Annotated in this window: 18 protein-coding genes; 10 read left to right on the top strand and 8 right to left on the bottom strand. The window is 45.1% G+C overall.

Translation table 11 applies throughout. The features are described 5' to 3' along the window. Window positions 1-281: 281 nt before the first annotated feature. The 3 genes from BUB28_RS05185 to BUB28_RS05175 all read right to left on the bottom strand — a co-directional run bounded on the left by BUB28_RS05185 (window position 282) and on the right by BUB28_RS05175 (window position 2,071). The gene (locus BUB28_RS05185) at window positions 282-995 is read right to left on the bottom strand and encodes a JAB domain-containing protein (protein WP_072949520.1); all 714 of its coding nucleotides are present in this window, start codon (window positions 993-995) and stop codon (window positions 282-284) included. A gap of 1 nt (window position 996) precedes the next feature. Next, window positions 997-1,683 carry a JAB domain-containing protein gene (locus BUB28_RS05180; protein WP_072949518.1) on the bottom strand — a complete coding sequence of 229 codons (687 nt, stop codon included), beginning with the start codon at window positions 1,681-1,683 and terminating at the stop codon, window positions 997-999. Window positions 1,684-1,786: 103 nt separating this feature from the next. After that, window positions 1,787-2,071 carry a helix-turn-helix domain-containing protein gene (locus tag BUB28_RS05175; protein WP_347497280.1) on the bottom strand — a complete coding sequence of 95 codons (285 nt, stop codon included), beginning with the start codon at window positions 2,069-2,071 and terminating at the stop codon, window positions 1,787-1,789. Between the two features lie 220 nt (window positions 2,072-2,291). On the opposite strand from BUB28_RS05175, the gene BUB28_RS05170 reads away from it, so the two are divergent. Both BUB28_RS05170 and BUB28_RS05165 read left to right on the top strand, forming a co-directional pair. After that, the gene (locus BUB28_RS05170) at window positions 2,292-5,465 is read left to right on the top strand and encodes a GDSL-type esterase/lipase family protein (RefSeq protein WP_072949514.1); all 3,174 of its coding nucleotides are present in this window, start codon (window positions 2,292-2,294) and stop codon (window positions 5,463-5,465) included. Window positions 5,466-5,690: 225 nt separating this feature from the next. Next, window positions 5,691-6,341: a hypothetical protein gene (locus BUB28_RS05165; RefSeq protein ID WP_072949513.1), complete on the top strand. Its 651-nt coding sequence runs from the start codon at window positions 5,691-5,693 to the stop codon at window positions 6,339-6,341. Window positions 6,342-6,380: 39 nt separating this feature from the next. On the opposite strand, the gene BUB28_RS05160 is transcribed toward BUB28_RS05165, so the two are convergent. From BUB28_RS05160 to BUB28_RS05145, 4 genes are all read right to left on the bottom strand, one after another. Next, on the bottom strand, window positions 6,381-6,851 hold the full coding sequence (locus BUB28_RS05160) for a peptidylprolyl isomerase (protein WP_072949511.1): 471 nt from the start codon (window positions 6,849-6,851) through the stop codon (window positions 6,381-6,383). Between the two features lie 24 nt (window positions 6,852-6,875). After that, window positions 6,876-7,310 carry a hypothetical protein gene (locus BUB28_RS05155; protein WP_072949509.1) on the bottom strand — a complete coding sequence of 145 codons (435 nt, stop codon included), beginning with the start codon at window positions 7,308-7,310 and terminating at the stop codon, window positions 6,876-6,878. A 79-nt stretch (window positions 7,311-7,389) separates the two neighbouring features. Continuing rightward, complete coding sequence (locus BUB28_RS05150) at window positions 7,390-9,120, bottom strand: GDSL-type esterase/lipase family protein (RefSeq protein ID WP_072949507.1); 1,731 nt, start codon at window positions 9,118-9,120, stop codon at window positions 7,390-7,392. A gap of 168 nt (window positions 9,121-9,288) precedes the next feature. Beyond that, entirely contained in the window at window positions 9,289-10,914 is a 1,626-nt protein-coding gene (locus BUB28_RS05145) for a spermidine synthase (protein WP_072949505.1), read from the bottom strand. 224 nt (window positions 10,915-11,138) lie between these two features. Between BUB28_RS05145 and BUB28_RS05140 the strand changes: the two genes are divergently transcribed. Continuing rightward, window positions 11,139-11,870 (top strand): carboxypeptidase regulatory-like domain-containing protein, encoded by a 732-nt coding sequence (locus BUB28_RS05140; RefSeq protein WP_242939935.1) that lies wholly within the window; start codon window positions 11,139-11,141, stop codon window positions 11,868-11,870. Between the two features lie 3 nt (window positions 11,871-11,873). Continuing rightward, window positions 11,874-13,265, top strand: a complete 1,392-nt coding sequence (locus BUB28_RS05135; RefSeq protein WP_072949501.1) for a peptidoglycan-binding protein — start codon at window positions 11,874-11,876, stop codon at window positions 13,263-13,265. Between the two features lie 137 nt (window positions 13,266-13,402). Here the strand turns inward: BUB28_RS05135 and BUB28_RS05130 are convergent, their stop codons facing one another. Further along, window positions 13,403-14,008, bottom strand: coding sequence for a hypothetical protein (locus BUB28_RS05130; protein WP_072949499.1), 606 nt, complete (start codon window positions 14,006-14,008; stop codon window positions 13,403-13,405). A gap of 184 nt (window positions 14,009-14,192) precedes the next feature. Here BUB28_RS05130 and BUB28_RS05125 point away from each other — a divergent pair, with 184 nt between their 5' ends. From BUB28_RS05125 to cysK, 6 genes are all read left to right on the top strand, one after another. Further along, the gene (locus BUB28_RS05125; RefSeq protein WP_072949497.1) at window positions 14,193-14,696 is read left to right on the top strand and encodes a peptidoglycan-binding domain-containing protein; all 504 of its coding nucleotides are present in this window, start codon (window positions 14,193-14,195) and stop codon (window positions 14,694-14,696) included. Window positions 14,697-14,864: 168 nt separating this feature from the next. Further along, on the top strand, window positions 14,865-16,505 hold the full coding sequence (locus tag BUB28_RS05120) for a glutamate--tRNA ligase (RefSeq protein ID WP_072949496.1): 1,641 nt from the start codon (window positions 14,865-14,867) through the stop codon (window positions 16,503-16,505). A 445-nt stretch (window positions 16,506-16,950) separates the two neighbouring features. Beyond that, on the top strand, window positions 16,951-18,960 hold the full coding sequence (locus BUB28_RS05115) for a class I tRNA ligase family protein (RefSeq protein WP_072949494.1): 2,010 nt from the start codon (window positions 16,951-16,953) through the stop codon (window positions 18,958-18,960). Window positions 18,961-19,107: 147 nt separating this feature from the next. Then, window positions 19,108-19,362: a hypothetical protein gene (locus BUB28_RS05110; protein ID WP_072949492.1), complete on the top strand. Its 255-nt coding sequence runs from the start codon at window positions 19,108-19,110 to the stop codon at window positions 19,360-19,362. Window positions 19,363-19,365: 3 nt separating this feature from the next. Continuing rightward, a complete protein-coding gene (locus BUB28_RS05105) occupies window positions 19,366-20,148 on the top strand; it encodes a hypothetical protein (protein ID WP_072949490.1) in 783 nt (260 codons plus the stop codon). 115 nt (window positions 20,149-20,263) lie between these two features. After that, a complete protein-coding gene (gene cysK, locus BUB28_RS05100) occupies window positions 20,264-21,193 on the top strand; it encodes a cysteine synthase A (RefSeq protein WP_072949488.1) in 930 nt (309 codons plus the stop codon). The last annotated feature ends 3 nt before the right edge of the window (window positions 21,194-21,196 follow it).

The raw sequence follows: 21,196 nt of genomic DNA, 5'->3' as shown, positions 1-21,196 counted from the left end.
GTACTCATATAGAAGCTTATACTATTTATCGGGGGAAACCTTTCTGAAGAAAGGCTTTCCCCCGAACCCCTTTCCAAAGACTTTTTTAGCTGATTTTTTCTCAGATAGGGCACACCGAAAATAAAAAAGCCCCGCAAGTAATGCAGGGTGTGCCCTATCTGAGAAAAAATAAAACTGAAAGTTTTAGGGAGAGAGTTTGAGAGAAGCCCCTTTTTCAAAAGGGGTTCTCTCAATAAATACTACAAAACTGCTATATGGGTATCGAGGTTAAGGGAGCTTTTTTATTTGCATATATAGCCTTTAAGCGGTGTGTTTGAGAATTCGGGGATAAGTCCGCTTTCTCTGAATGAAAAAGCGCTGTCAGAGCCTATTATTATGTGGTCTGCCATAAATGCACCAAGTCTCATAAAAGCATTTGCAACATTTTTCGTAAATAGTATGTCACTGTCCGACGGAGTTGAAATGCTTTGCGGGTGATTGTGAGCTATAAAGAACACATTGCAGCTGCTTTTTACAGCGAAATCCGCAATGTCACGGTAAGAAGCATAGGTCTGCGACGGCGAACCGAATGCAAGTATCTTTGTGTTCACAACACGAAATCTTTTGTTTACAGCTGTAATTATGAGCTGCTCGCCTACAGCGCCGATAAAATGGCTTCGGAAGAAGCTTTTAGCTGCCTCGGAGCTGTTCAGAGTCGTTATTTTGAAGCGTTCGGCGTAGAGAATTCGGCTGAGACATGGGATAAGCTTTATGAGCACTGCTGCTTGCTCGCTGACTTTTTTCTCCTTCATAAGCAGTTCAATGTCTGTATCGGCAAGAGCATTTATGCTGCCGTATTCGCTGAGAAGCTCCGCAGCAAGCTGACGGGGATCGCCCGAACATGAGTATGAAAGCAGGAGCTCAAGCTTTTCCTCTTCGGTAAGTGCATCGAAGCCTTTTTCACTGTATTTGTTCCTGAGAAGCTCTCTGCGGGATCTTATGTCTTTATCTGCCATACTATCTGAATGAAAATGCGCCGTTTGTGCGCATGGAGAAACTGTTTTTACTGCCGTAGATTATGCAGTCGCGGAAGGTTATGCCGACTGCGGAAAGAAGCTCCGCAAAGATCCTTGTAACAGTGAAATCGCTGTCATTGGGAAGCGGAAGTGCGTTGCCGTGATTGAGTCCTACACAGATGCTGAAAGCACCGCTTTTTAGTATCATAGCTGCAAGCTCCTTCGGGGATATGCTTCCATTGGTGATATCATCGACAGGTAGAGTTATAGTGCGAATGAGTTCAAACTGAGCTCCGAGACAGAGGATACTGCATATCTTAGCCTGTGAGTCACTGAACTGCTCGGAAATACAGTTTTTAAGCTGTTGGACGGTGTTGAGAGTCTCGCTGCTGTGAGAGCGTTTCAGGTAGTTTGTACCGAAATCGTACATGAGTTTCATAAAGAGCGAGCCGCTGCTGCCCATACCATCGACCTCGCAGAGCTTGTCCCTGTCGGTGGAGAGAGTTTTTCCAAGTGAGCCGAATTCATCGGTAAGAGCGTGATCGATGTTGTTCGTATTCACAACAGGACGGGCGTAAAACAGTAAAAGCTCCAGCAGCTCATGCTCGTAGAGTGCATCATATCCAGCGGCAAGAAAACGTTTTCTCATGCGGCTCCTGTGCCCTGCATGGGGATTTTTGCTGTCCATAGTATCTCTCCTTTAAATATTTATTCTTTTGTGTCGAGAAGTACCTCAAGTCTTTCAAGCAGTCTGCCCTGATCTGTGGAACTGAGCTTTCAGAAGACGGCTTTCATTTTCTCTTATTCTTGTTTATTTCCTTGATATTAGTCCTTCCGAGGATATAGTCCACGGAAACGCCGTAGAAATCCGCAAGAATGAGCAGATGTTCCACGGGGATAGTACGATACCCTCGTTCATAGCGTGAATATACGGTCTGGCTTGTGTGCAGCAGTTCCGCTATCTGAGTCTGGTTCATATCATTGTCCTCACGCAGGTCTTTCAGTCTTTGAAAGTACACAGGTATCATCTCCTTATGGTAAGTTTTAGAACCTATCGGTACTATTGACTTTACCATATAATCAAGATGAAATGTTACTGTTAGAACTGTATGGTACTAATGCAATGATATTTGGGATACCGTTGTATTAATATATGTAGGATTGTTGTTAAAATGATACAAAAAACAGTAAAGAAAATTCAAAACTGCATATGTATTGTGTTGACTTTGGAAATTTTCGGTGATATAATTAAAATAGAGAAATTGTACATATTTTGTACGGAATTGGAGGAGTTTTATGAAAACAAAAAAACTGCTCAGCGGTCTTACCTCTCTTGCACTGTCCCTTTCTGCATTTGCAGGACTCGGTGGGGCAGATGCGTTCAGACCGACCGGAGCAAAGGCAGCTTCGGGCAACTGGAAGTTTGACTTCGGCGGAAGCGGTGCAGCAGGCGGCTATACGGGAGTGTCCGCTACTGACGGCTATAACGCAGGAAGGGGCTACGGTTTTGCCCAGACCTACAACGTTTCAAATGTATCCGCAGGAGGCAATGGAGTTCTTGCAGATGCGGTAAAATTCAATAACTACGGCTCGGGAAATACCTTCAATGTCGATGTACCAAAGGGCTTGTATGAGGTAAAGGTGACTATAGGCAATGCACCGCGTACCACTATCAAGCTTGAAGGCATGGTACAGATGATGAACCTTACAGGCAGAGGGGCTACCGAGACTGTAAAGCTTCCTGTTACCGACGGACAGCTCAATATACAGGCTGTTGATGGTATGAGCAACAGAGAGCAGTCTATTGCCGCAGTTGAGATAACTCAGCTCAATGATACGGGAGTAATGCCGCCTACGGTATGGATATGCGGAGACTCTACAGTTGCCAATTATTATAACTGTGCCGACACATCTCAGCACGGCTGGGGACAGTTCTTTGACGGCGGTACATATGATGTCCGCAATATGGCTACCAGCGGACAGTACGCAAAGGGATTTGTTGATGCGGGACAGTTTGCACCTATCGAGACCTACGGCAAATCAGGGGATTATTATATAATTTCCATTGGTATAAACGATAAGAACTACTCAAACGAAGATGAGTATTATAAGACTGTTACGGATATGGTAAAGCGTGCCAAGGCTAAGGGCATGGAGGTAGTGCTTGTCAAGCAGCAGGGCAGACGAGGAGATCTTCAGCGCAGTCCGCTTCTTACGGGGCGCTGGTTTGGCGGTTCGCTTGACAAGATAGGCAGCGAGCAGAATGTCAGGGTAATTGATCTGTTTACTAAGTGGCAGAACTTCGGACTTTCCGTGGGCTATGACGGAATGGCTTCATATTACGCTATACAGGCTAACGGTTCGGCCGATGATCTTCACCAGAGCAAAAAGGGTGCTCAGAAGATAGCAGAGATAATGAAGGAGGAGCTCCAGACACCTGCAAGAGAGCCTATCCACCCCAAGTCTGACGTTAGCTATATGTTCAAGAACGTAAACAGCGGTCTTTACATGGAAGTTGCTGACGGAAGTACATCAAGCGGCGCAAATGTTCAGCAGTGGGGCGCAACCGCCTCACAGCCCCATAATACATGGAAGTGCGTACAGGCTACGGGCGATTATTTCTACATAAAGCCAAGCAATGCCGAACTTTATCTCTATGTTGACAATGGCAGCAAGGACAACGGTGCTAATATGGTAGTCGCTGACAAAAACGGCTACAGCGACCAGTTCTTCAAGTTCCAGGATAACGGCGACGGTACAGTTACTATCCTCACAAGAGCTTCCCGTGACGCTTCTGCCGTTGAGGTAGCAAGTGCTTACACAAACAACGGCGCAAATATCCAGCAATGTGCGGTAAACGGTCACGCCTGCCAGAAGTGGGAAATGATAGAGGTAGATGATATTGTTGTTACTGTTCCTGTAACGACAACTACGACTACCACCACAACGACTGTCACGACTACTACAGTCATAACAACAGAGCCTGAAAATATAACATCTCTTCCTTTCGATTTCACAATAGAATACGGCGACGCTAACTGCGACGGCGAGGTAGATATGTCTGATATCGTACTTATAATGCAGGCTCTTGCAAATCCTAACAAGTACGGTGTAGGCGGCACTGACAGCAATGCTCTTACAGTTTACGGAAGAATGAATGCAGATGTTACAGGCGTCGGTGACGGAATGACTGTAAAGGACGCTCAGTTCATACAGACCTGTCTCCTTGGAATTAATCAGCTACCAACACCTATTATAGTTATACCTGTTCAGTCCACAACATCATCTGCTACAACAACGACAGTAACTACCACAACCACAACCACAACCGCTCCTGTTCCTGTGAAGTATTTCGCAGTAGATCAGGTGTGGACAAACGGTGTTATCGAGACAATCAATGCAGGCTATACAAGGTCTGACGGCTATGTAAATCTTGACAATACGACCGACAGCAATATCACATTCACAGTTGATGTTCCGCAGGACGGAAACTACATGACACATATCCGCTTTGCAAATGGTTCAACAAATGACCGCAAGATGAAGATATTTGTCAACAATAATTTTGATACCTGCTGGATGCAGTCGTTCCCGGGTACAGGATCATGGACGGACTGGAACGAGTTCGGAATAGTTCTTCCGCTGAAGGCAGGAAAGAATACTCTTGTTTTCCAGTCGGCAATGTCTGAGGGTGGTCCTAACCTTGATTATATCGAGCTTATACAGACAGATGAGCCATATGCCGAGATATACGATCCTTCACAGGAACAGCAGCAGACAGGCAGCGGTCAGCATACTCTCTATATCGCAGGCGACTCAACTGTACAGAGCTACCGTGAGTCTTATGCTCCGCAGCAGGGATGGGGCTACTATATGCAGAGCTATTTCAACAGCGATATAACTGTTGCAAATCATTCGATAGCAGGAAGAAGCTCAAAGAAGTTCTACGATGAGGGCAGATGGCAGACTATTGCGGACAGTCTTAAAGAGGGCGACTTCGTAATGATACAGTTTGCTATCAATGATGCAGGTGCTTCAAATGCGGACAGATATGCTCCTACCTGCGGAAATGTTGATAATCCGTCATCAGGCTCATACGAGTGGTATATGACACAGTTCATAAAGTCTGCGAAGGATAAGGGCGCAACTCCCATACTGGTAACGACTACTATCGGTATGAAGGCTTACTCCAACGGCAGATTTGCAAACAGCTATACCAATTACAATACTGCTTGCTATAATCTTGCAAAGAAGTATAGTGTGCCATGCATCGACCTCAATACCCTTATGGTGAACCACTACAACTCTGTAGGCTATGATACAGCCAAGAGCTATCACCTTATGGGAGCAGTTGCAGGTTCTACAGACGGTACCCACTTCTGCGAAAAGGGCGCAAATATAGTTGCAGGACTTGTCGCAGGAGAGATAAGAAAGCAGAATATAAGCGGACTCGCTTCTTACCTGAAGTAAAGATATAATAAACAGGCTTCGCTTTGACCACGATACCCATATAGCAGTTTTGTACCTTGTATTGAGGGAAACCCTTTTGAAAAAGGGTTATCCCCCGATAAAAAGTATAAAATTCTATATAAGTACCACGGTTAAAGCGGAGCCTGTTTTTTACTGCTGTTTATTGACAAAAGTTTGCATTTGAGATATAATTTAGTGAGATTACATTCAAAAGGAGACATACTAATGACAGAAGCACTTAACAAAATAAGGCAGCCGCTGAAAATATCCAATAAGCCCTTGACTGTATTGATGTCATTTCTGGTTCTGGTATTCGGAACAGGATTGGGAATATTTGCAAAATGGCTGGATAATCTTGAAATAGACAGCGATATATGGTGGCATAGGATAATTGAAAAGCTTGACCTCGGGATTTTATTTTCGGAAATGGCAATATGGCTGCTCATCGCTCTGGCGATAGCTGTATTCAGCTTTAATCCGATAAAAGCCGCAATAAACGTTTTTCTTTTCTTTGCGGGAATGTGTATTTCTTATCATCTGTATACTATCATCTTTGCTGGCTTTGACCCGTCGGACTATATGATGAAATGGTATTTGCTTACAGCTGTTTCACCTGTTCTGGGAGCTGTATGCTGGTACGCAAAAAGCGGAAAGGTCGTATCAATAGTCATATGTGCACTGATAATTTATGTAATGGCAGTATACTGCTTTAGCATTGGAAGATTTTATTTTACGTTCAGAAGCTGGGTAAATACTGTTATATTTGCAGCAGCCGTTGCAGTACTTTATCGTACTCCGAAACAGATCAGCATAGCGTTTGTATCGGGAATTGCACTGGCTTTCATAAACCCACTTAGCAGATATCTGTGTATATAAATTAAGGGCGGATAAAATCCGCCCTTGATTAATTTTCGATCATTCAATAGTAACTTTCTTCATTACCTGTGGAGTTGTAGGCTTGTCGTTGTAGTCTGTAGCGCACTCTGCGATCTCGTCAACTACCTCCATACCCTCTATTACCTTGCCGAATGCAGCATAGTTGCCGTCAAGGTGAGGAGCGTCCTCGTGCATTATGAAGAACTGTGAGCCTGCTGAGTTTGGCATCATTGAACGAGCCATTGAGAGTACTCCTCTTGTGTGCTTGAGGTCGTTTTTAACACCGTTTGCAGCAAATTCACCCTTGATCTGCCAGCCGGGACCGCCTGTGCCTGTGCCGTTTGGACAGCCGCCCTGTATCATAAATCCCGGTATAACTCTGTGGAATGTAAGTCCGTCATAAAAGCCCTGCTTTACGAGCTTTTCAAAATTTTCGCATGAAATAGGAGCAATATCAGGATAAAGCTCTATCTTTATTTTCTTTCCGTTTTCCATTTCAATAACTACCATTGTTATTTCCTCCGTAAATTGATATCAGTTCATTTCTATAACGATCTTATCAGCAGGCTTGATATAGGTCGTAGTAACTTCAGCCTCAGTCCTGCCCTGATTATACTCGTCAAGTATAGAAAGGGTAGTTGTAGGCATATTTGCTTCCTCGGGGCTTGTTACAGGTACAGTTTCAACGACCTCGCCGAAAATATTTGTAACTGTCATGTATTCCCTTGTAGTGCCTTCTTCCTCAGTCTGAGAAGCTGCTGACTGACCTTCGGAAGGGAGCTGCACCGAATCAGATGAGAATATATTATCCTCTGTGATAAGGTGGAATTCCTCCTGTGTTGCTGACTTTTTTGCACGAGCTTCCTTGTTGGACTCAACTATGTCTTCCATACATGATTTGCCTGCGAGAACAACCAGACCTGCTGCAATAAAAGCAAGAAATAAAGAGATTATCCTGTTTCTTTCCACATTTTCCTCCGTCCCTCAGCCACAGCTGAAAAAAGTTTATATAATATTATAAACCAATATTCGGATATTGTCAAGAGCTTCATGCCGTCTTGATAAGTTTCAGCTCATATATAGTGACGCTGGAATAGTCTTTCCCGCCGAAGGATATTGAAAATTCGGCAGAAGCGTCGTCGGAATCAGCAGAAAATTCGGCTTCAAAAGGTGTTTTTTCGCCGTTGGAAGTGAAAAAACCGTCATAGTAGACAGCAGAACCGTCCTTGCTTCTTACCTGAACGGGGAGCTTGCTTCCCTCGGGAGCAGTTGCCTTGAAGCTGAGCTTGTATTTGCCGTTCTTTTTTAGGCTGATAGGGGAGAGTACACTCTGTACGTCTTCTGCTTTGCTGCCGCCTGTGACTACATTTACCCAGAATGATCTGTCATAATCCGAGAAATAGGTGGCTGCATTAGCTCCGGAACTTTCATTGAGAACTGCTTTATACTCTGCATCGGCTGAAACGTCAAGTCCTACCTGATCCGACTCTCTGCCTATAAGGCGGCATATCTTGTCTGTGAGTACAGCTGCGGATCTCTGCTGAGTAGCGTAGGTAGGGTGCCAGTCAGAGCCAAGACCGTCGTTGTTCATGTCCTGTGTAGCAGAGAGGTAAGAGATTATCCTGTCGCCGATATCGGTTTCAGTCTTGAACTGCTTGATAGCCTCCTCTATATATGGGTACATCTCGGCGCAGCCCATAGTGCCGACAGTGCAGACTATATAAGCCTTTGGCTGAGCCTTGTGTATCGAAGCAAGAAGTTCAACGTAAGCCTCTGTGAATTCAGGACCTCTCTTATCATAGTCCTTGCTTACGTAGGTATGGTCGTTAGTACCTATATTCACAACAACAACGTCAACCGGGTGATCGGAGTGTGACCACGGTATATTGTAGCCGTCGGTATTGCCTATATTGTTGTAGCAGCTCCCGATAAGACCGCTTGTGTTCCTGTTTCCGTCGCCTGAGTATGCTGATACCGCACCGTAGCCGCTGTAGCAGGCTGTGCTGTACTCCGCACCGAGCTTCTGAGCAGTAAGGTAAGCGTATGACTTCATAAAGTTTTCGGTAGAGGTCTTGAAGCCCTCATACTGATCCTTGCCCTCAACGCCGTATGCACAGGTTATTGAGTCGCCGACGAATTCGATATGGAGCTCCTTTTCGGGAGTAGGTGTAACGGGTGAAGCGGCATCTGAGACAACATTTATCGCACTTATGCCTATGGGACCGTTGTTTGCTTCGGAAAGGTGTATTACCTTTACAGTGGCATTTCTCGGAGTATCACCGCTGAAAAGCTCTACAGCCTTTTCCTTCTTGCTGAGACATTCGTCAAGTATTATCTTATCATCAACGATCACGGCGTAACGGGGGCGGTAGTTATCGCCGTTATTTATTGCATTATCGCCCTTTATCACCACAGAAGCGGATTTTGCGCTTGTGATATTGAATTCAACAGCCGCACCGCTCTGTACAAGCCAAGTAACGCCGTCTATCACAGCATTTCTGTTTATATAGTTCACGTTTTTTTCTGTGGGAGCTATTACAGATGAGGTGAATTCTCCGCTTGTTGATGAAGCAGCCTTTCGCATCTCCACCATGTCAAATATGTCGATAGTTTTGTCGCTGTTTACGTCCATTGATTCCTCGGCAGTATCCTTTCCGAGGAGAAAGCTGCCAAGCTTTTTCAGTGTATCGGGACTATAAACAGTTGCAGCCGATACTGTTGCTCCAACAGCTGTAGCTGCAATTGCAGCCGCAAGGACTGCTGTTATTTTCTTTTTCATATTTTCTGCTCCTTATAACGGGATATTACACTAATTATACACTGTGATGTGCTTTCAAATCAATACTAATCTGTGAACTGATCTGTATTAGATAGTATAATGAATAATAAAGCCACGAATTTGCATACAAAGGAAAAGGTGTACATGAGTACACCTTTATTTTTATCACTATTCAAGCAATCCCTTTATGCCTTTTTCTGCGAAGGCTTTTTTATAGTATACGAGCTCCTCCTGTATTATATCGTCGATGACTTTCATTCCAAGAAGCTCAACGGGTGCCTTGTCATCGGTTAGTATGCGGTCTCCCGCATCGTATTTCACAAGAGAAGTGCTGACATACTTCATAAGATTATGGAGATCATTATTTGTCAGTGAAGCGATGTTTTTGTCAAGAAGCTCGGTGATATTGGCGTTGTCTGAGGCAAAAAGCTCACGGTTTGTGGAAGTTTCAACGTCAACAGTATAAACATTGCCGAATACGGAAGAAATGGTGTCAGCGAGCCAGCTGTTGATGCCGTCGGCACTTTCAGAGCGCATATTCATATTTACCACCATTACTCCGTTATCCTTGAGGTGCTTTTTTACAAGGGTGAAAAACTCCTTTGAGGACATCTGGAAAGGGATAGTGATATCCTGATAAGCGTCCACCATGATTATATCATATTTCTTGTCGCAGCCGTTTAGAAAGGCTCTGCCGTCATAGGTAGTCACTTTTATATTTTCGGGCAGATCGAAGTACTTGTGGGCAAGATCGGTTATCTTGTCGTCTATTTCAACTCCTTCAGCGGTGATATTGCTGAAATAATTGGTGCACTGCTTTGCGTATGTGCCTGTACCCATGCCGAGGATAAGCATATCAGCATTATCGGGAGAAGCTGTCATAAGGGGAGCTGCCATAGCATAGTCGTAGTACATTCCCGAAAGTTCGCCTGACTTGACGTATACGGATTGTACTCCGAAAAGTACATTCGTTGAGAGATAAACGCTGCTGTCGTCCTCACTGACCTGCAAGTAGTTGTAAACAGACTCTCCCTCATAGGCAAGCCCTTTTTCCCAGAAGGCAAAACCCATTATCGGCGAAGTAAAGCAGCAGACTATGAAAAGTGCAGCGGCTATTCCTGTTTTTACAGCTCCGCTTTTTGAGCTTATGAAGTATATAAGACCGATAACAAGCATTATTCCTGCGAAAATAAGGAAAGTAACGGCTGTTCCCACAGCAGGGATAGAAATAAAAGTGGGGACGAAGGTTCCGATGATAGAGCCGATAGTATTTGCCGCACCGAGGGTTCCTACGGTCTTTCCGCTGTCATCGAGGGAGTCTACGGTATATTTGACCAGAGAGGGTGTAACTGTGCCAAGCAGGAAAAGGGGATATACGAATACGATCATACAGGTGAGAAATGCCGCCCATATGAGAAAATTGGTGTTGATGGTTATGACGAGGAGCCCTGCGATACCTGCAATAGCAAGCTTGCCGATAAACGGCACAGCGGCTATCCATACGGAGGCGATCAGTATGCGTCCGTACAGCTTGTCGGGATCGGGATTTTTGTCGGCGCTTCTGCCGCCGTAGATGTTTCCGAGAGCCATAGCTATCATTATAGTGCCGATGATAATAGTCCATACTATCTGCGACGAACTGAAATATGGTGCAAGGAGCCTGCTTGCTCCCAGCTCTACAGCCATAACGGACATTCCTGCGAAAAATTCCGTGATGTATAAGTACCATTTATTCCTGAGTATCTTTGGCAGAGGTTTTCTTTCAGTTTTGGTGCTGACCGATGTTTTTTTCATAAATATCTCCTGTATTACATTTAAAAATTACTGCGTTTATAAGTATAACATATTATCATTAAGAAATCAACGATTATGTGTAATTAGTAGGGTGGAGAGTGAGTAGAGCTAAGAACTAAGAGCTGAGATTTTGGGGACGCGCATTGCGCGTCAGCCAGTAACGATGCAAATATAAATGCATTATGTGCTGAATTGCCGCATATGCTTTAGCAGGAGGAGATAATATGAATAACGGTAATCTCGATATGGAAAAATACAAGCAGGAGATGATGAAGCTCTACAGCAGGAGCACTTCTCCAAGCGAAATATCAAAGGAACTGCCTGAAGCAGATACAGAATATGATGCAGAGCCTGTGGAGAAAAATCAGGTAGATGAAAATGCTCGGGACGATACGGCTTATGCGGACTATACCGAAGAAGACTCGAACGGCTCGGCAGAGGACTACAACAGCCGTTTTCCCGAGCCTGACCTTTCTGAGCTGGATACGGACTTCGGTACAGATACAAATAATGACAGTGAACCTCCCGAGTATGATGCAGAGGAGCTCCTTGGTACTGAAAAAGGCTATATACAGGTTAATGTGCGCACAGGTGACGATACATCGGCGGTTGCAGGTGCTATGGTCGCGGTAACGGCTGTAGTTGACGGAAAAAGGCTGGTACTTGCTTCGGGAGTTACGAACGAAAGCGGTACCGCGCCGAAATTTACACTGCCTGTTCCCGACCTTGTACATTCTCAGTCGCCTTCTCCCGATGAACGCCCCTATAATCTTTTTGACATCACAGTGACCGCAGATGGCTTCTTTAAGGCAAGGAGTGTAGATGTTCCTGTTTTTTCGGGCATAACCTCAGTTCAGAATTTCAACCTGATACCTGTGCCGCTTATGATGAACAGCTCTGACGAAACTGCTACAATTTACAATGCAGAGCCCAGCTTCGGCGGCGGAAAGGAGTGACAGATGCTTACAGGCACTCCGTTTATTCCTGAGACTATAACGGTGCATCTCGGGACTCCTGATTCTAATGCTCCCGATGTAACGGTGGGATTTGCTTCGTATATCAAGAATGTAGCCTCCAGCGAAATATACCCAACATGGCCGGAAAATGCTCTCAGAGCCAATATCTACGCCATAGTTTCATTTGCACTCAACCGTATCTATACAGAGTGGTATCGCTCTCGCGGCTATGATTTTGACATAACTGCTACGACTCAATATGACCAGAAGTTTATAAACGGTCGGGAGTATTTCGAGAATATAAGCTATCTTGTAGATGAGCTTTTCAACGACTATGTCAGGCGGCAGGGGAGCGTTGAACCGCTATTTACGGCGTTCTGCAATGGTACTACCACCACCTGCGAGGGTCTTTCGCAATGGGGGACAGTGACTCTTGCAAACCGCGGTCTTACGCCATATGAGATACTGCAATACTATTATGGCGAAAATATCGACATTGTAAAGAATGCCCCCGTTAAGACGGCTATGCCATCATATTCCGATACAGAGCTGAAAAACGGCTCCTTCGGCAACGATGTGAAGTTCATACAGGTATGGCTGAACCGTATATCGCGGAATTTTCCTGCGATACCCAAGATACCTGCGGCAGACGGCATATTTGACACTGCTACCGAAAACGCTGTAAGGAAGTTTCAGCAGATATTCGGTCTTGAGGTCACAGGTACGGTAAATGCGGCCACATGGTACAGGATAAGCTACATATATACCAGTGTGAAGCGGCTTGCGGAGCTCGACTCAGAGGGACTGAGATTTGAGGAGATATCGCCGCAGTTCAAGGAAGAACTGCGGATAGGTATGCAGAGCATAGAGGTAAGTATGCTGCAATACTATCTTGCGGTAATCGGAGCGTACTATGAGGCTGTGATGCCTGTGGAGGTAACGGGATATTTCGGCGAACAGACCGAGCGTTCGGTGAAGTCGTTCCAGAGAGTGTTCGGACTTCCTCAGACGGGAGTAGTTGACAGAGCCACAAGGAATGACCTTTTTCGTGCATATCAAGGTATAGTGGAGAGTGTTCCGCCGCAGTATACCTATGTTGCGCTTTATCCTAACACTGTTCTGCGCGAGGGTGCAAGCGGTGAGTCGGTGAAGATAATACAGCAGTATCTTACCTATATCAACAGGAGCTATCCAAGTATACCTGCGGTAAGTGATACGGGTTATTTCGGTCCTCTTACAAGGCAGTCCGTTACGGCTTTTCAGCGTCAGTTCGGCATAGAGCCCTCTGGCATCGTCGGAGCTGTAACATGGGACAGTATAGCAGGAGTTTACTCCGACCTGCGCTATGGCTTCGATAAGCGCCCCTATCAGAACCCGGGATACACTATCAAATAGCCCTTAGCCTTTAGCCGTTAGCGTGTAGGGACGCGCATTGCGCGTCCGAGAAATTAAGTAGGGGCGGATAATATCCGCCCGTGTATGCCTGATAATAAAAACTCCCCTCACGGGGAGGGGAGAGATTATCTTTACTATTACTTCTGTATATCAAATTCTACGCGCAAACCGAGAGGAGTCTTGAATGGATGTACCAGTATTGCTGGATTTGATTTTAAATTGTCGAAAAACTGTTCATTTGACTGATTAGATACCATATTAAGGAACTTTGTTATATCCTTGCCATATGTTTTATGGATGCATTCTGCCTGATCTTCTGTCCATGGCCATGGGTTCTCGGGACCGCAGTATGTTCTGTTGAGACAGAACCATGCACCTTCACCTGCAGAATATCCCCATACACGGAATTCCTTTTTTGTGTATTCTTCGTATCTGATCGTAGAAATACGAACAACGCTTCCCTTCTTGTACTTCTTGATAGTTGCACCGTCAGGTGTTTTTCTTGCATTCAAGTCTTTCAGCAGTTTGAAGTCGTATGCTGTAACATTGTAGTTTTTTCCGTCAGGAGCAAAACGGAAACAGCAATTGAAATACTTGAGTGCGTTTGCTGCATCAGCTTCCATAACGTTAACGAGTGAAGAGCCGGACTCAGGTGTGTTTACAGTTGATGGGATAGTTACGAATGCTGTGAGTGATGCAGCTGCGAGAGTGGTACAGAGTGCCTTTTTAAATGTTTTTTTCATGTTTTTTTCTTCCTTTCAATATAGAACAATTTTTTATACGGTGTTTCCCGTATTTATCTTACAGTTGTTATTCTACACACTTTTGAGCGTATCAACAACGAAATAAGAGTGAAAGGAGAAAAAATAAGAGTGAACGAAATATAGCCAAAAAACTACTTATTATAATACAAAAGGAGATGATATAATGCCATATACTGATGAACAGAAAACGGAGCATATCCGCGAATTACAGGGATATCTCTATGGTATATCCCTTTTTGACAAGCGCATACCCCAGATATTGCCCGACGGAGTTTACGACAGGGAGACTGCAAAGGCTGTAGAAGCCTTTCAGCGTGAATACGGACTTCCCGTTACAGGCGAGACTGACCCTGCAACATGGAGCAGGATAGTTCATGTTTACAGGAACTATCTCGACGGTGATCCCGAGCCATACCGCGCTTTTCCGTCAAGAAGCTACCGCGCATCGCGTGGTGACAGCGGCGAGCTTATCTACATCATACAAGCGATGCTCTGGAAAGCTGCTGCGTGGTATGATAATATGCCAAAAGTAAGTGTGTGCGGCGAGTATGACGAAATGACTGAGAAAGCAGTCATGAGCTTTCAGAAGTGCTGCGGACTTACCGAAAGCGGCTGTGTGGACTGCGTAACATGGAATATGCTTGTGCGTTTTCTTGAAGTAAAGTAACAGAAATAAAAAAGCTCCCTGAAAAGTGGAGCTTTTTTATGTCTTTTCAGGTCTGACATTTTTTGCAATATCTCTCCTTTAAAATTTGACTTTACAGCAGATATGTGATATAATAATTTAAATGTGTCTGTCAGCTGGCAGGCGGAAATTTTACAAAGGATTGATACTATGGATTATAAAGCACTTGCAGACTACCTTTTTCCCGATGTTAAGGACACTCCCGAGGACATTGAGGCTCGTTTCCCAGAGAGACAGCTTCCCGAGGGAGCTTGCGTAACACGTATCGGACCAAGTCCAACAGGATTTGTACACCTGGGAAATCTCTACAACGCTATCATAGGTGAGCGTATCTCTCATCAGTCAAACGGCGTTTTCTTCCTTAGAATAGAGGATACCGACAACAAACGTGAGGTCGAGGGAGCTGTTGAGACTGTCATCAACGCTATGGACTACTTTGGCGTACACTTTGACGAGGGTGCTACAGCTGAGGGTGACAACGGAAATTACGGTCCTTACCGTCAGAGACAGCGTAAGGAGATATACCACGTATTTGCGAAGCTTCTCACCGAAAGAGGACTTGCTTATCCTTGCTTTATGACAGCAGAGGAGATAGAGGCTGTCCGCGAGCAGCAGACTGCAAACAAGGAAAATCCAGGAGTTTACGGCAAGTATGCAAAGTGCCGCGACCTTACTCTTGATGAAGTAAAGGCAAATATCGAAGCTGGCAAAGAGTGGGTGCTCCGTTTCAGAGGTCAGGAGACCGATGAAACTATCGCTGTTGAGGACGCTATCCGCGGAAAACTGGAAATGCCGAGAAATAATATGGACTTCGTTCTCCTCAAGAGCGATGGTATACCGACTTACCATTTTGCTCATGTTATTGACGACCACTTTATGCGTTCAACTCATGTAGTACGCGGTGAGGAGTGGATATCATCACTTCCTATGCACGTTGAGCTTTTCAACACTCTCGGCTGGGAGCAGCCAAAGTACTGTCATACAGCTACACTTATGAAGATAGATGAGGAAACAGGCGGAAAGCGTAAGCTTTCAAAGCGTAAGGACCCTGAGCTTGCACTCTCTTATTATCAGCAGGAGGGCATCAGCAGGGACGCTATCTGGGAATTCCTTCTCACTCTCCTCAATTCAAACTATGAGGAGTGGCGCATCGCTAACCCTGAAACTGATTATCACGATTTCCCGTACACACTGGAAAAAATGTCTGTATCGGGTGCACTTGTGGACCTTGACAAGCTCCGTGATATTTCAAAGAACGTTATCTGCCGTATGTCTGCACAGCAGGTCTATGACGGCTGGCTTGAATGGTGCAATGAGTACGACAATGACTTTGCAGCACTTATAAACAAGTATCCCGAGAGAACTCTCGCTGCTCTTAATGTAGGCAGAGGGGGTGCAAAGCCGAGAAGAGATATCGAGACATGGAAGCAGGCTTGTGACTTTATGAGCTTCTACTATGACGAGACCTTCAAGGTAACAGACCCTATGCCCGGAGAGTGCGATGAAGCTACAGTTAAGGAGTTCTTCGGCAAGTATCTTGCAAGCTACGACCATAACGACGACAGTGCCGCATGGTTCGACAAGGTAAAGGCTATAACCGAGGAAATGGGTTTTGCTGTAAAGCCAAAGGACTACAAGAAAAATCCCGACCAGTTCAAGGGAAGTATCGTTCATATCACAAATATGCTCCGTATAGCTCTCACAGGACACGCAAATGCTCCAGATATCTGGGAAGTGAGCCACGTTCTCGGCGAGGAGATAACACGCAAAAGACTTCAGGCGTTCGCCTGAGCAGTGATTAGTGCTTAGTAGGGGCGCTTTCCGAGCGCCCGTGCCTTACAATGTAATTAACATGAACGAGCTGTAGGGGCTGCCTTTGGCAGTCCGTGCCTAACGTAAGAATTACAAATGACGATCTGTAGGGGGCGATGCCCACATCGCCCTGTCAATTACACAAAAATTATAAATGACACACTGTAGGGACGACCATTGGTCGTCCGCAGGTTACAATGCAAATATATCAAACCCATGTGTAGGGGAGGGCGCTCTCGCCCTCCCGCATGGAGCACATATTAATTTTGACGGGAGCCCGAGGGCGGGCTCCCCTACAAAAAAAGATGAGGGAGTGCCTCTGCCCAGTATAGCGGAGGTTCCCTCATCTCTGATAGCATTTCTGCTTTCAAAATTATTATATCAGATACATTTTTTCATGTCAATATGAAAAGAGGAAAATAAAATGTCAGACAATAAAGAAAAGAAAAATTTTGAGATCCCACGTCCTGTGTTCCCGAAAAGGGCAGTAGTTACAGGCGGTATGCCATACGGAAATAAAGAGCTTCACTTCGGTCACGTTGGCGGTATGCTGGTATTTGCGGATACCTATGCACGTTTCCTGAGAGACCGTATCGGCAAGGAAAATGTTATATTTGTCAGCGGTACTGACTGCTACGGCTCTCCTATTGCAGAGGGCTGGAGAGTAAAGGTGAAGAACGGCGAGTTTGAGGGCTCGCTGGAGGACTTCGTTCAGAGAAACCACAACAAGCAGAAGGATACGCTTGCCGCTTACGGTATTGCTCCGAACCTTTTTGCTGCTTCGGGTCTGGGACGTTCAAAGGAGATTCACGCTTCTGTAACCGACCGTTTCATAAGCTCTCTCCACAAGAAGGGTCAGCTTAATCAGATAACTACAATGCAGTTCTTCGACGAGAAGGCAGGAGTTTTCCTCAACGGCAGACAGGTCATAGGTAAATGTCCTGTAGACGGCTGTACTTCCGAAAAGGGCTATGCAGACGAGTGCGATATGGGTCATCAGTATATGCCCGAGAACCTTATAAATCCTGTCAGCACTCTTACAGGTGAGACTCCGACTATGAAGCCTGTAACCAACTGGTACTTCAAGCTCCGCGACTACGAGCAGCTTATGAAGGACTGGGTTGAGGAGCTTAAAAAGCGCAAGGATATCCGTCCTGTTGTATGGAAAACTATCGACGAGTTCTTAAAGAACCCTGTTATCTACATAAAGCGTGAATTTGAGGAAAAGTACATGAGCATCAAGGCTTCTATGCCTGAGCACAACTACCTCGAAGAACCTAAGAAGCCTTCATTCACAATAGAGTTCACAAAGCTTTCAGACTGTGATGAAGCCTGCCGCATACTTACTGAGAACGGCATACGTTACAGAACGGGCAAGACCCTTGTTCCTTTCCGTCTTACAGGTAATATCGAGTGGGGCGTTCCTGCACCTGTTATGGACGGCGTTGAGGGACTTACAGTATGGGTATGGCCTGAGTCTCTCTGGGCTCCTATCTCCTTTACCGAGACTTATCTGGAGTCTATCGGTCACGACAAGGAAGAATGGCGCGATTATTGGTGCAGCAAGGATTCAACTGTATATCAGTTCATCGGACAGGATAATATCTACTTCTACGGTATTGCCGAGCCTGCAATGTGGATGGCACAGCAGGAGAGCGACACAAAGACTGCTTCACCTGCCGACGGAGAGTTACAGCTCCCTGTTATCGTGGCTAATCACCATATCCTTTTCCTTGACAAGAAGGCTTCGAGCTCAGGTGCAGTTAAGCCGCCTATGGCTGATGATCTGCTGAACCACTATACTCCCGAGCAGCTTCGTATGCACTGGCTTGGACTTGGTCTTGGACAGCGTTCGGTAAGCTTTATGCCTAAGCCTTATAATCCCGATGCTAAGCCCGAGGACGCAGATCCTGTTGTAAAGGACGGACTCCTCCTTTCAAACGTATACAACCGTATGATACGTACTGCTTTCTATACCTGTCAGAAGGAGCTTGATGGCGTTATGCCGAATAATGCTCCCGAGGAGAAATTCCTTGCTGATGCAAAGAAGGCTGTGCTCGATTACGAGAGACATATGTCAAAATTCGCGTTCCACCAGTGTACTTATGTGCTTGACAGCTATATCCGTAACGGAAGCAAGTACATGGCAAAGGCGCTTACAGGCGAGTATCCCGATAAGGAGGCTCTGAAGCAGGCTCTTGCAAATCTGTTCTATATGATACGTATTGCAGGCGTACTCCTTCACCCGATGGCTCCTTTCGGCACAGAGAAGCTCCGCGAGTATCTTGAAGTCGATGAGCGTATCTGGTCATGGGATACTATCCTTGAACCTCTTACATACTTTACAGGCAACGATCACAAGCTGAAGTTCCTGCCTCCGAGAACAGACTTCTTCACTCGTCACGAAAGTCAGTTTGCTTCTGCCGAAGAATAAGCAATGTGTGAATTGAGAATTGCGGTGTTAAATGCCGCAGATTTGTCTCAAACTGCAATTTCACAGCTCTATTACATATCATAAAACAAAAACGGGCAGATTTTATCTGCCCATTTGACTATCAGCGTGAAAGGAGTGCCTGATAATATGAAGAAAAAGACGAAGATAATCATTGTATCACTTGTTCTACTTATTATTGCGGTACTTTTCGTTCCTGTACCGACAGGTGCGTATAAAGACGGCGGAACGCGCACTTATACGGCTCTTACGTACAAGGTCGTGAGGTGGAAGGTGCTCGTTGACGCGGAGAATACATATGAAAAAACTTCCGTTTTCTGGTATCCCGATAATTTCAAGTCCTATGAGGAATTGTGGGATAAGGAAAAAGAGGGTGGCTTATAATATATGAACAGACGAGAAAGAGACCGACACAGAAAAGAAGCTGCCGAACGTGCAGCAAAAAAGGCGAGAAAAGACAAAATATCTACGTGTATGGCGATCGCTGCTTTTCTTGTTTCGATACTTCATCGTATTTTTTTCAAGCCCGATGTTATGACAGGTGAGGAAGGGCTGAGGGCAGTCTTTGTTTTTTCGCTTCTTCGCGTTATATTCGGATTTGCAGCTGATGTGGCTTTGGGTATCATTGTCTGGAAAGTAATGCGTATCTTTTTCAATGATGAACACGAAAAAGGTGCGTACAAGGATTGCCACAAGAATGAAACAGTCAAAAATGATGTGAAAAAACACAGTAAAGCAGGCAGGTATGCGGCTTTTGTTGTGACCTATGTGCTGGCATTGCTTATTTATCTGTCAATGGGTGTACGTGCATCGGCTTTCCATACACAGAGAGAGATAAACCGTCTTTCTTCGATCGATAATATATCCTATATCGGCTTTGTTGGCGATACATTCATGGATATGAAACAGGGTGAGACCATTACGGTACGTGTGAAAGGCTGTAGGATAGATACTGATATATTGTCGTACAGACGCGTAAAAAGAGGCTGGCGGAGAAGTAAAGGTATAGTCTATAGGTTCAGTGTGCTTGAGGACAGCAGTTTCAGATATATTGCTCAGGTATCCGACATCGAAGGTGAAGAACTGAAATATCGTCTTGATCCCGAAAAAGAATATATCATTAAGCTCTATAAGAATTCAAGGCTTATCGCTTCAATAGATCAGGCGTAGTATTTCCGTGTGCAAATTTGTTGCTGTAGAATAACTTGAAAAAAGCCCTTGCCTTTTACTCGGAATTATAGTATAATTATATTGCTATGTAAATTTGACGTAAGGAGATCATGAGATGATTTATAATAATGTTCTGGAAGCTATCGGACACACTCCGATGATAAAGCTTAACCGAATGAACAAAAAAGGAAGCGCAGATGTTCTTGTAAAGTTCGAGGGACTTAATGTAGGAGGTTCTATAAAGACCCGTACAGCATACAATATGGTTCGCCATGCCGAAAGAGAAGGCAAGATACATGAGGGAACGATAATAGTTGAGCCTACCAGCGGAAATCAGGGAATAGGTCTCGCTCTTGTGGGAGCAGTAAAGGGCTACAAAACAATTATTATCATGCCCGACTCTGTAAGTGAGGAGCGCAGAAAGCTTGTTAATCACTACGGTGCAGAGGTAATTCTTATTCACGATGACGGAGATATCGGAAAATGCATACAGACCTGTCTTGATACTGCACTGAAAATGGCAGAGGAGGACGAGAATGTGTTCGTTCCTCAGCAGTTCTGCAATGTTAATAATATCGGAGCTCATAAGTATCATACAGCTTTGGAGATACTGGAGCAGACCGCAGTTAAAATAGACGGCTTCTGTTCGGGAATTGGTACAGGCGGTACTATCACAGGTATCGGTGAGGCTCTGAAAGCTCAGTACCCGGATATGGTCATATGGGCTGTGGAGCCTGAGAATGCAGCTATCCTTGCGGGCGGTAACATCGGAACTCATCTGCAAATGGGCATAGGCGACGGCATTATCCCTGATATACTCAACCAGAAGATCTATGATGACATATATATAGTTACTGACGAGGAGGCTATACAGACAGCAAAGGACTTAGCCGCAAAGGAAGGCATAATGTGCGGCATTTCAAGCGGAACCAATGTTGCGGCAGCTCTGAAGCTTGCCGAAAAGCTGGGTGAGGGAAAGACCGTAGTTACTATTCTCCCCGACACAGCCGAGAGATACTTCTCAACTCCGCTTTTTGAGGACTGATAA

The organism is Ruminococcus flavefaciens, assembly GCF_900143025.1.
GTDB lineage: Bacteria > Bacillota > Clostridia > Oscillospirales > Ruminococcaceae > Ruminococcus > Ruminococcus flavefaciens_I.
This window is presented reverse-complemented; position numbering and strand designations above follow the sequence as displayed.

What these genes read in the sequence shown, in the direction of transcription:
- BUB28_RS05115 (WP_072949494.1), top strand. Translation starts at nt 16,951, where the DNA reads ATGTCAGACAATAAAGAAAAGAAAAATTTTGAGATCCCACGTCCTGTG.
- BUB28_RS05110 (WP_072949492.1), top strand. Translation starts at nt 19,108, where the DNA reads ATGAAGAAAAAGACGAAGATAATCATTGTATCACTTGTTCTACTTATT.
- BUB28_RS05160 (WP_072949511.1), bottom strand. Translation starts at nt 6,851, where the DNA reads ATGGTAGTTATTGAAATGGAAAACGGAAAGAAAATAAAGATAGAGCTT.
- BUB28_RS05125 (WP_072949497.1), top strand. Translation starts at nt 14,193, where the DNA reads ATGCCATATACTGATGAACAGAAAACGGAGCATATCCGCGAATTACAG.
- BUB28_RS05130 (WP_072949499.1), bottom strand. Translation starts at nt 14,008, where the DNA reads ATGAAAAAAACATTTAAAAAGGCACTCTGTACCACTCTCGCAGCTGCA.
- BUB28_RS05185 (WP_072949520.1), bottom strand. Translation starts at nt 995, where the DNA reads ATGGCAGATAAAGACATAAGATCCCGCAGAGAGCTTCTCAGGAACAAA.
- BUB28_RS05175 (WP_347497280.1), bottom strand. Translation starts at nt 2,071, where the DNA reads ATGGTAAAGTCAATAGTACCGATAGGTTCTAAAACTTACCATAAGGAG.
- BUB28_RS05120 (WP_072949496.1), top strand. Translation starts at nt 14,865, where the DNA reads ATGGATTATAAAGCACTTGCAGACTACCTTTTTCCCGATGTTAAGGAC.
- BUB28_RS05170 (WP_072949514.1), top strand. Translation starts at nt 2,292, where the DNA reads ATGAAAACAAAAAAACTGCTCAGCGGTCTTACCTCTCTTGCACTGTCC.
- BUB28_RS05145 (WP_072949505.1), bottom strand. Translation starts at nt 10,914, where the DNA reads ATGAAAAAAACATCGGTCAGCACCAAAACTGAAAGAAAACCTCTGCCA.
- BUB28_RS05140 (WP_242939935.1), top strand. Translation starts at nt 11,139, where the DNA reads ATGAATAACGGTAATCTCGATATGGAAAAATACAAGCAGGAGATGATG.
- cysK (WP_072949488.1), top strand. Translation starts at nt 20,264, where the DNA reads ATGATTTATAATAATGTTCTGGAAGCTATCGGACACACTCCGATGATA.
- BUB28_RS05105 (WP_072949490.1), top strand. Translation starts at nt 19,366, where the DNA reads ATGAACAGACGAGAAAGAGACCGACACAGAAAAGAAGCTGCCGAACGT.
- BUB28_RS05165 (WP_072949513.1), top strand. Translation starts at nt 5,691, where the DNA reads ATGACAGAAGCACTTAACAAAATAAGGCAGCCGCTGAAAATATCCAAT.
- BUB28_RS05150 (WP_072949507.1), bottom strand. Translation starts at nt 9,120, where the DNA reads ATGAAAAAGAAAATAACAGCAGTCCTTGCGGCTGCAATTGCAGCTACA.
- BUB28_RS05180 (WP_072949518.1), bottom strand. Translation starts at nt 1,683, where the DNA reads ATGGACAGCAAAAATCCCCATGCAGGGCACAGGAGCCGCATGAGAAAA.
- BUB28_RS05135 (WP_072949501.1), top strand. Translation starts at nt 11,874, where the DNA reads ATGCTTACAGGCACTCCGTTTATTCCTGAGACTATAACGGTGCATCTC.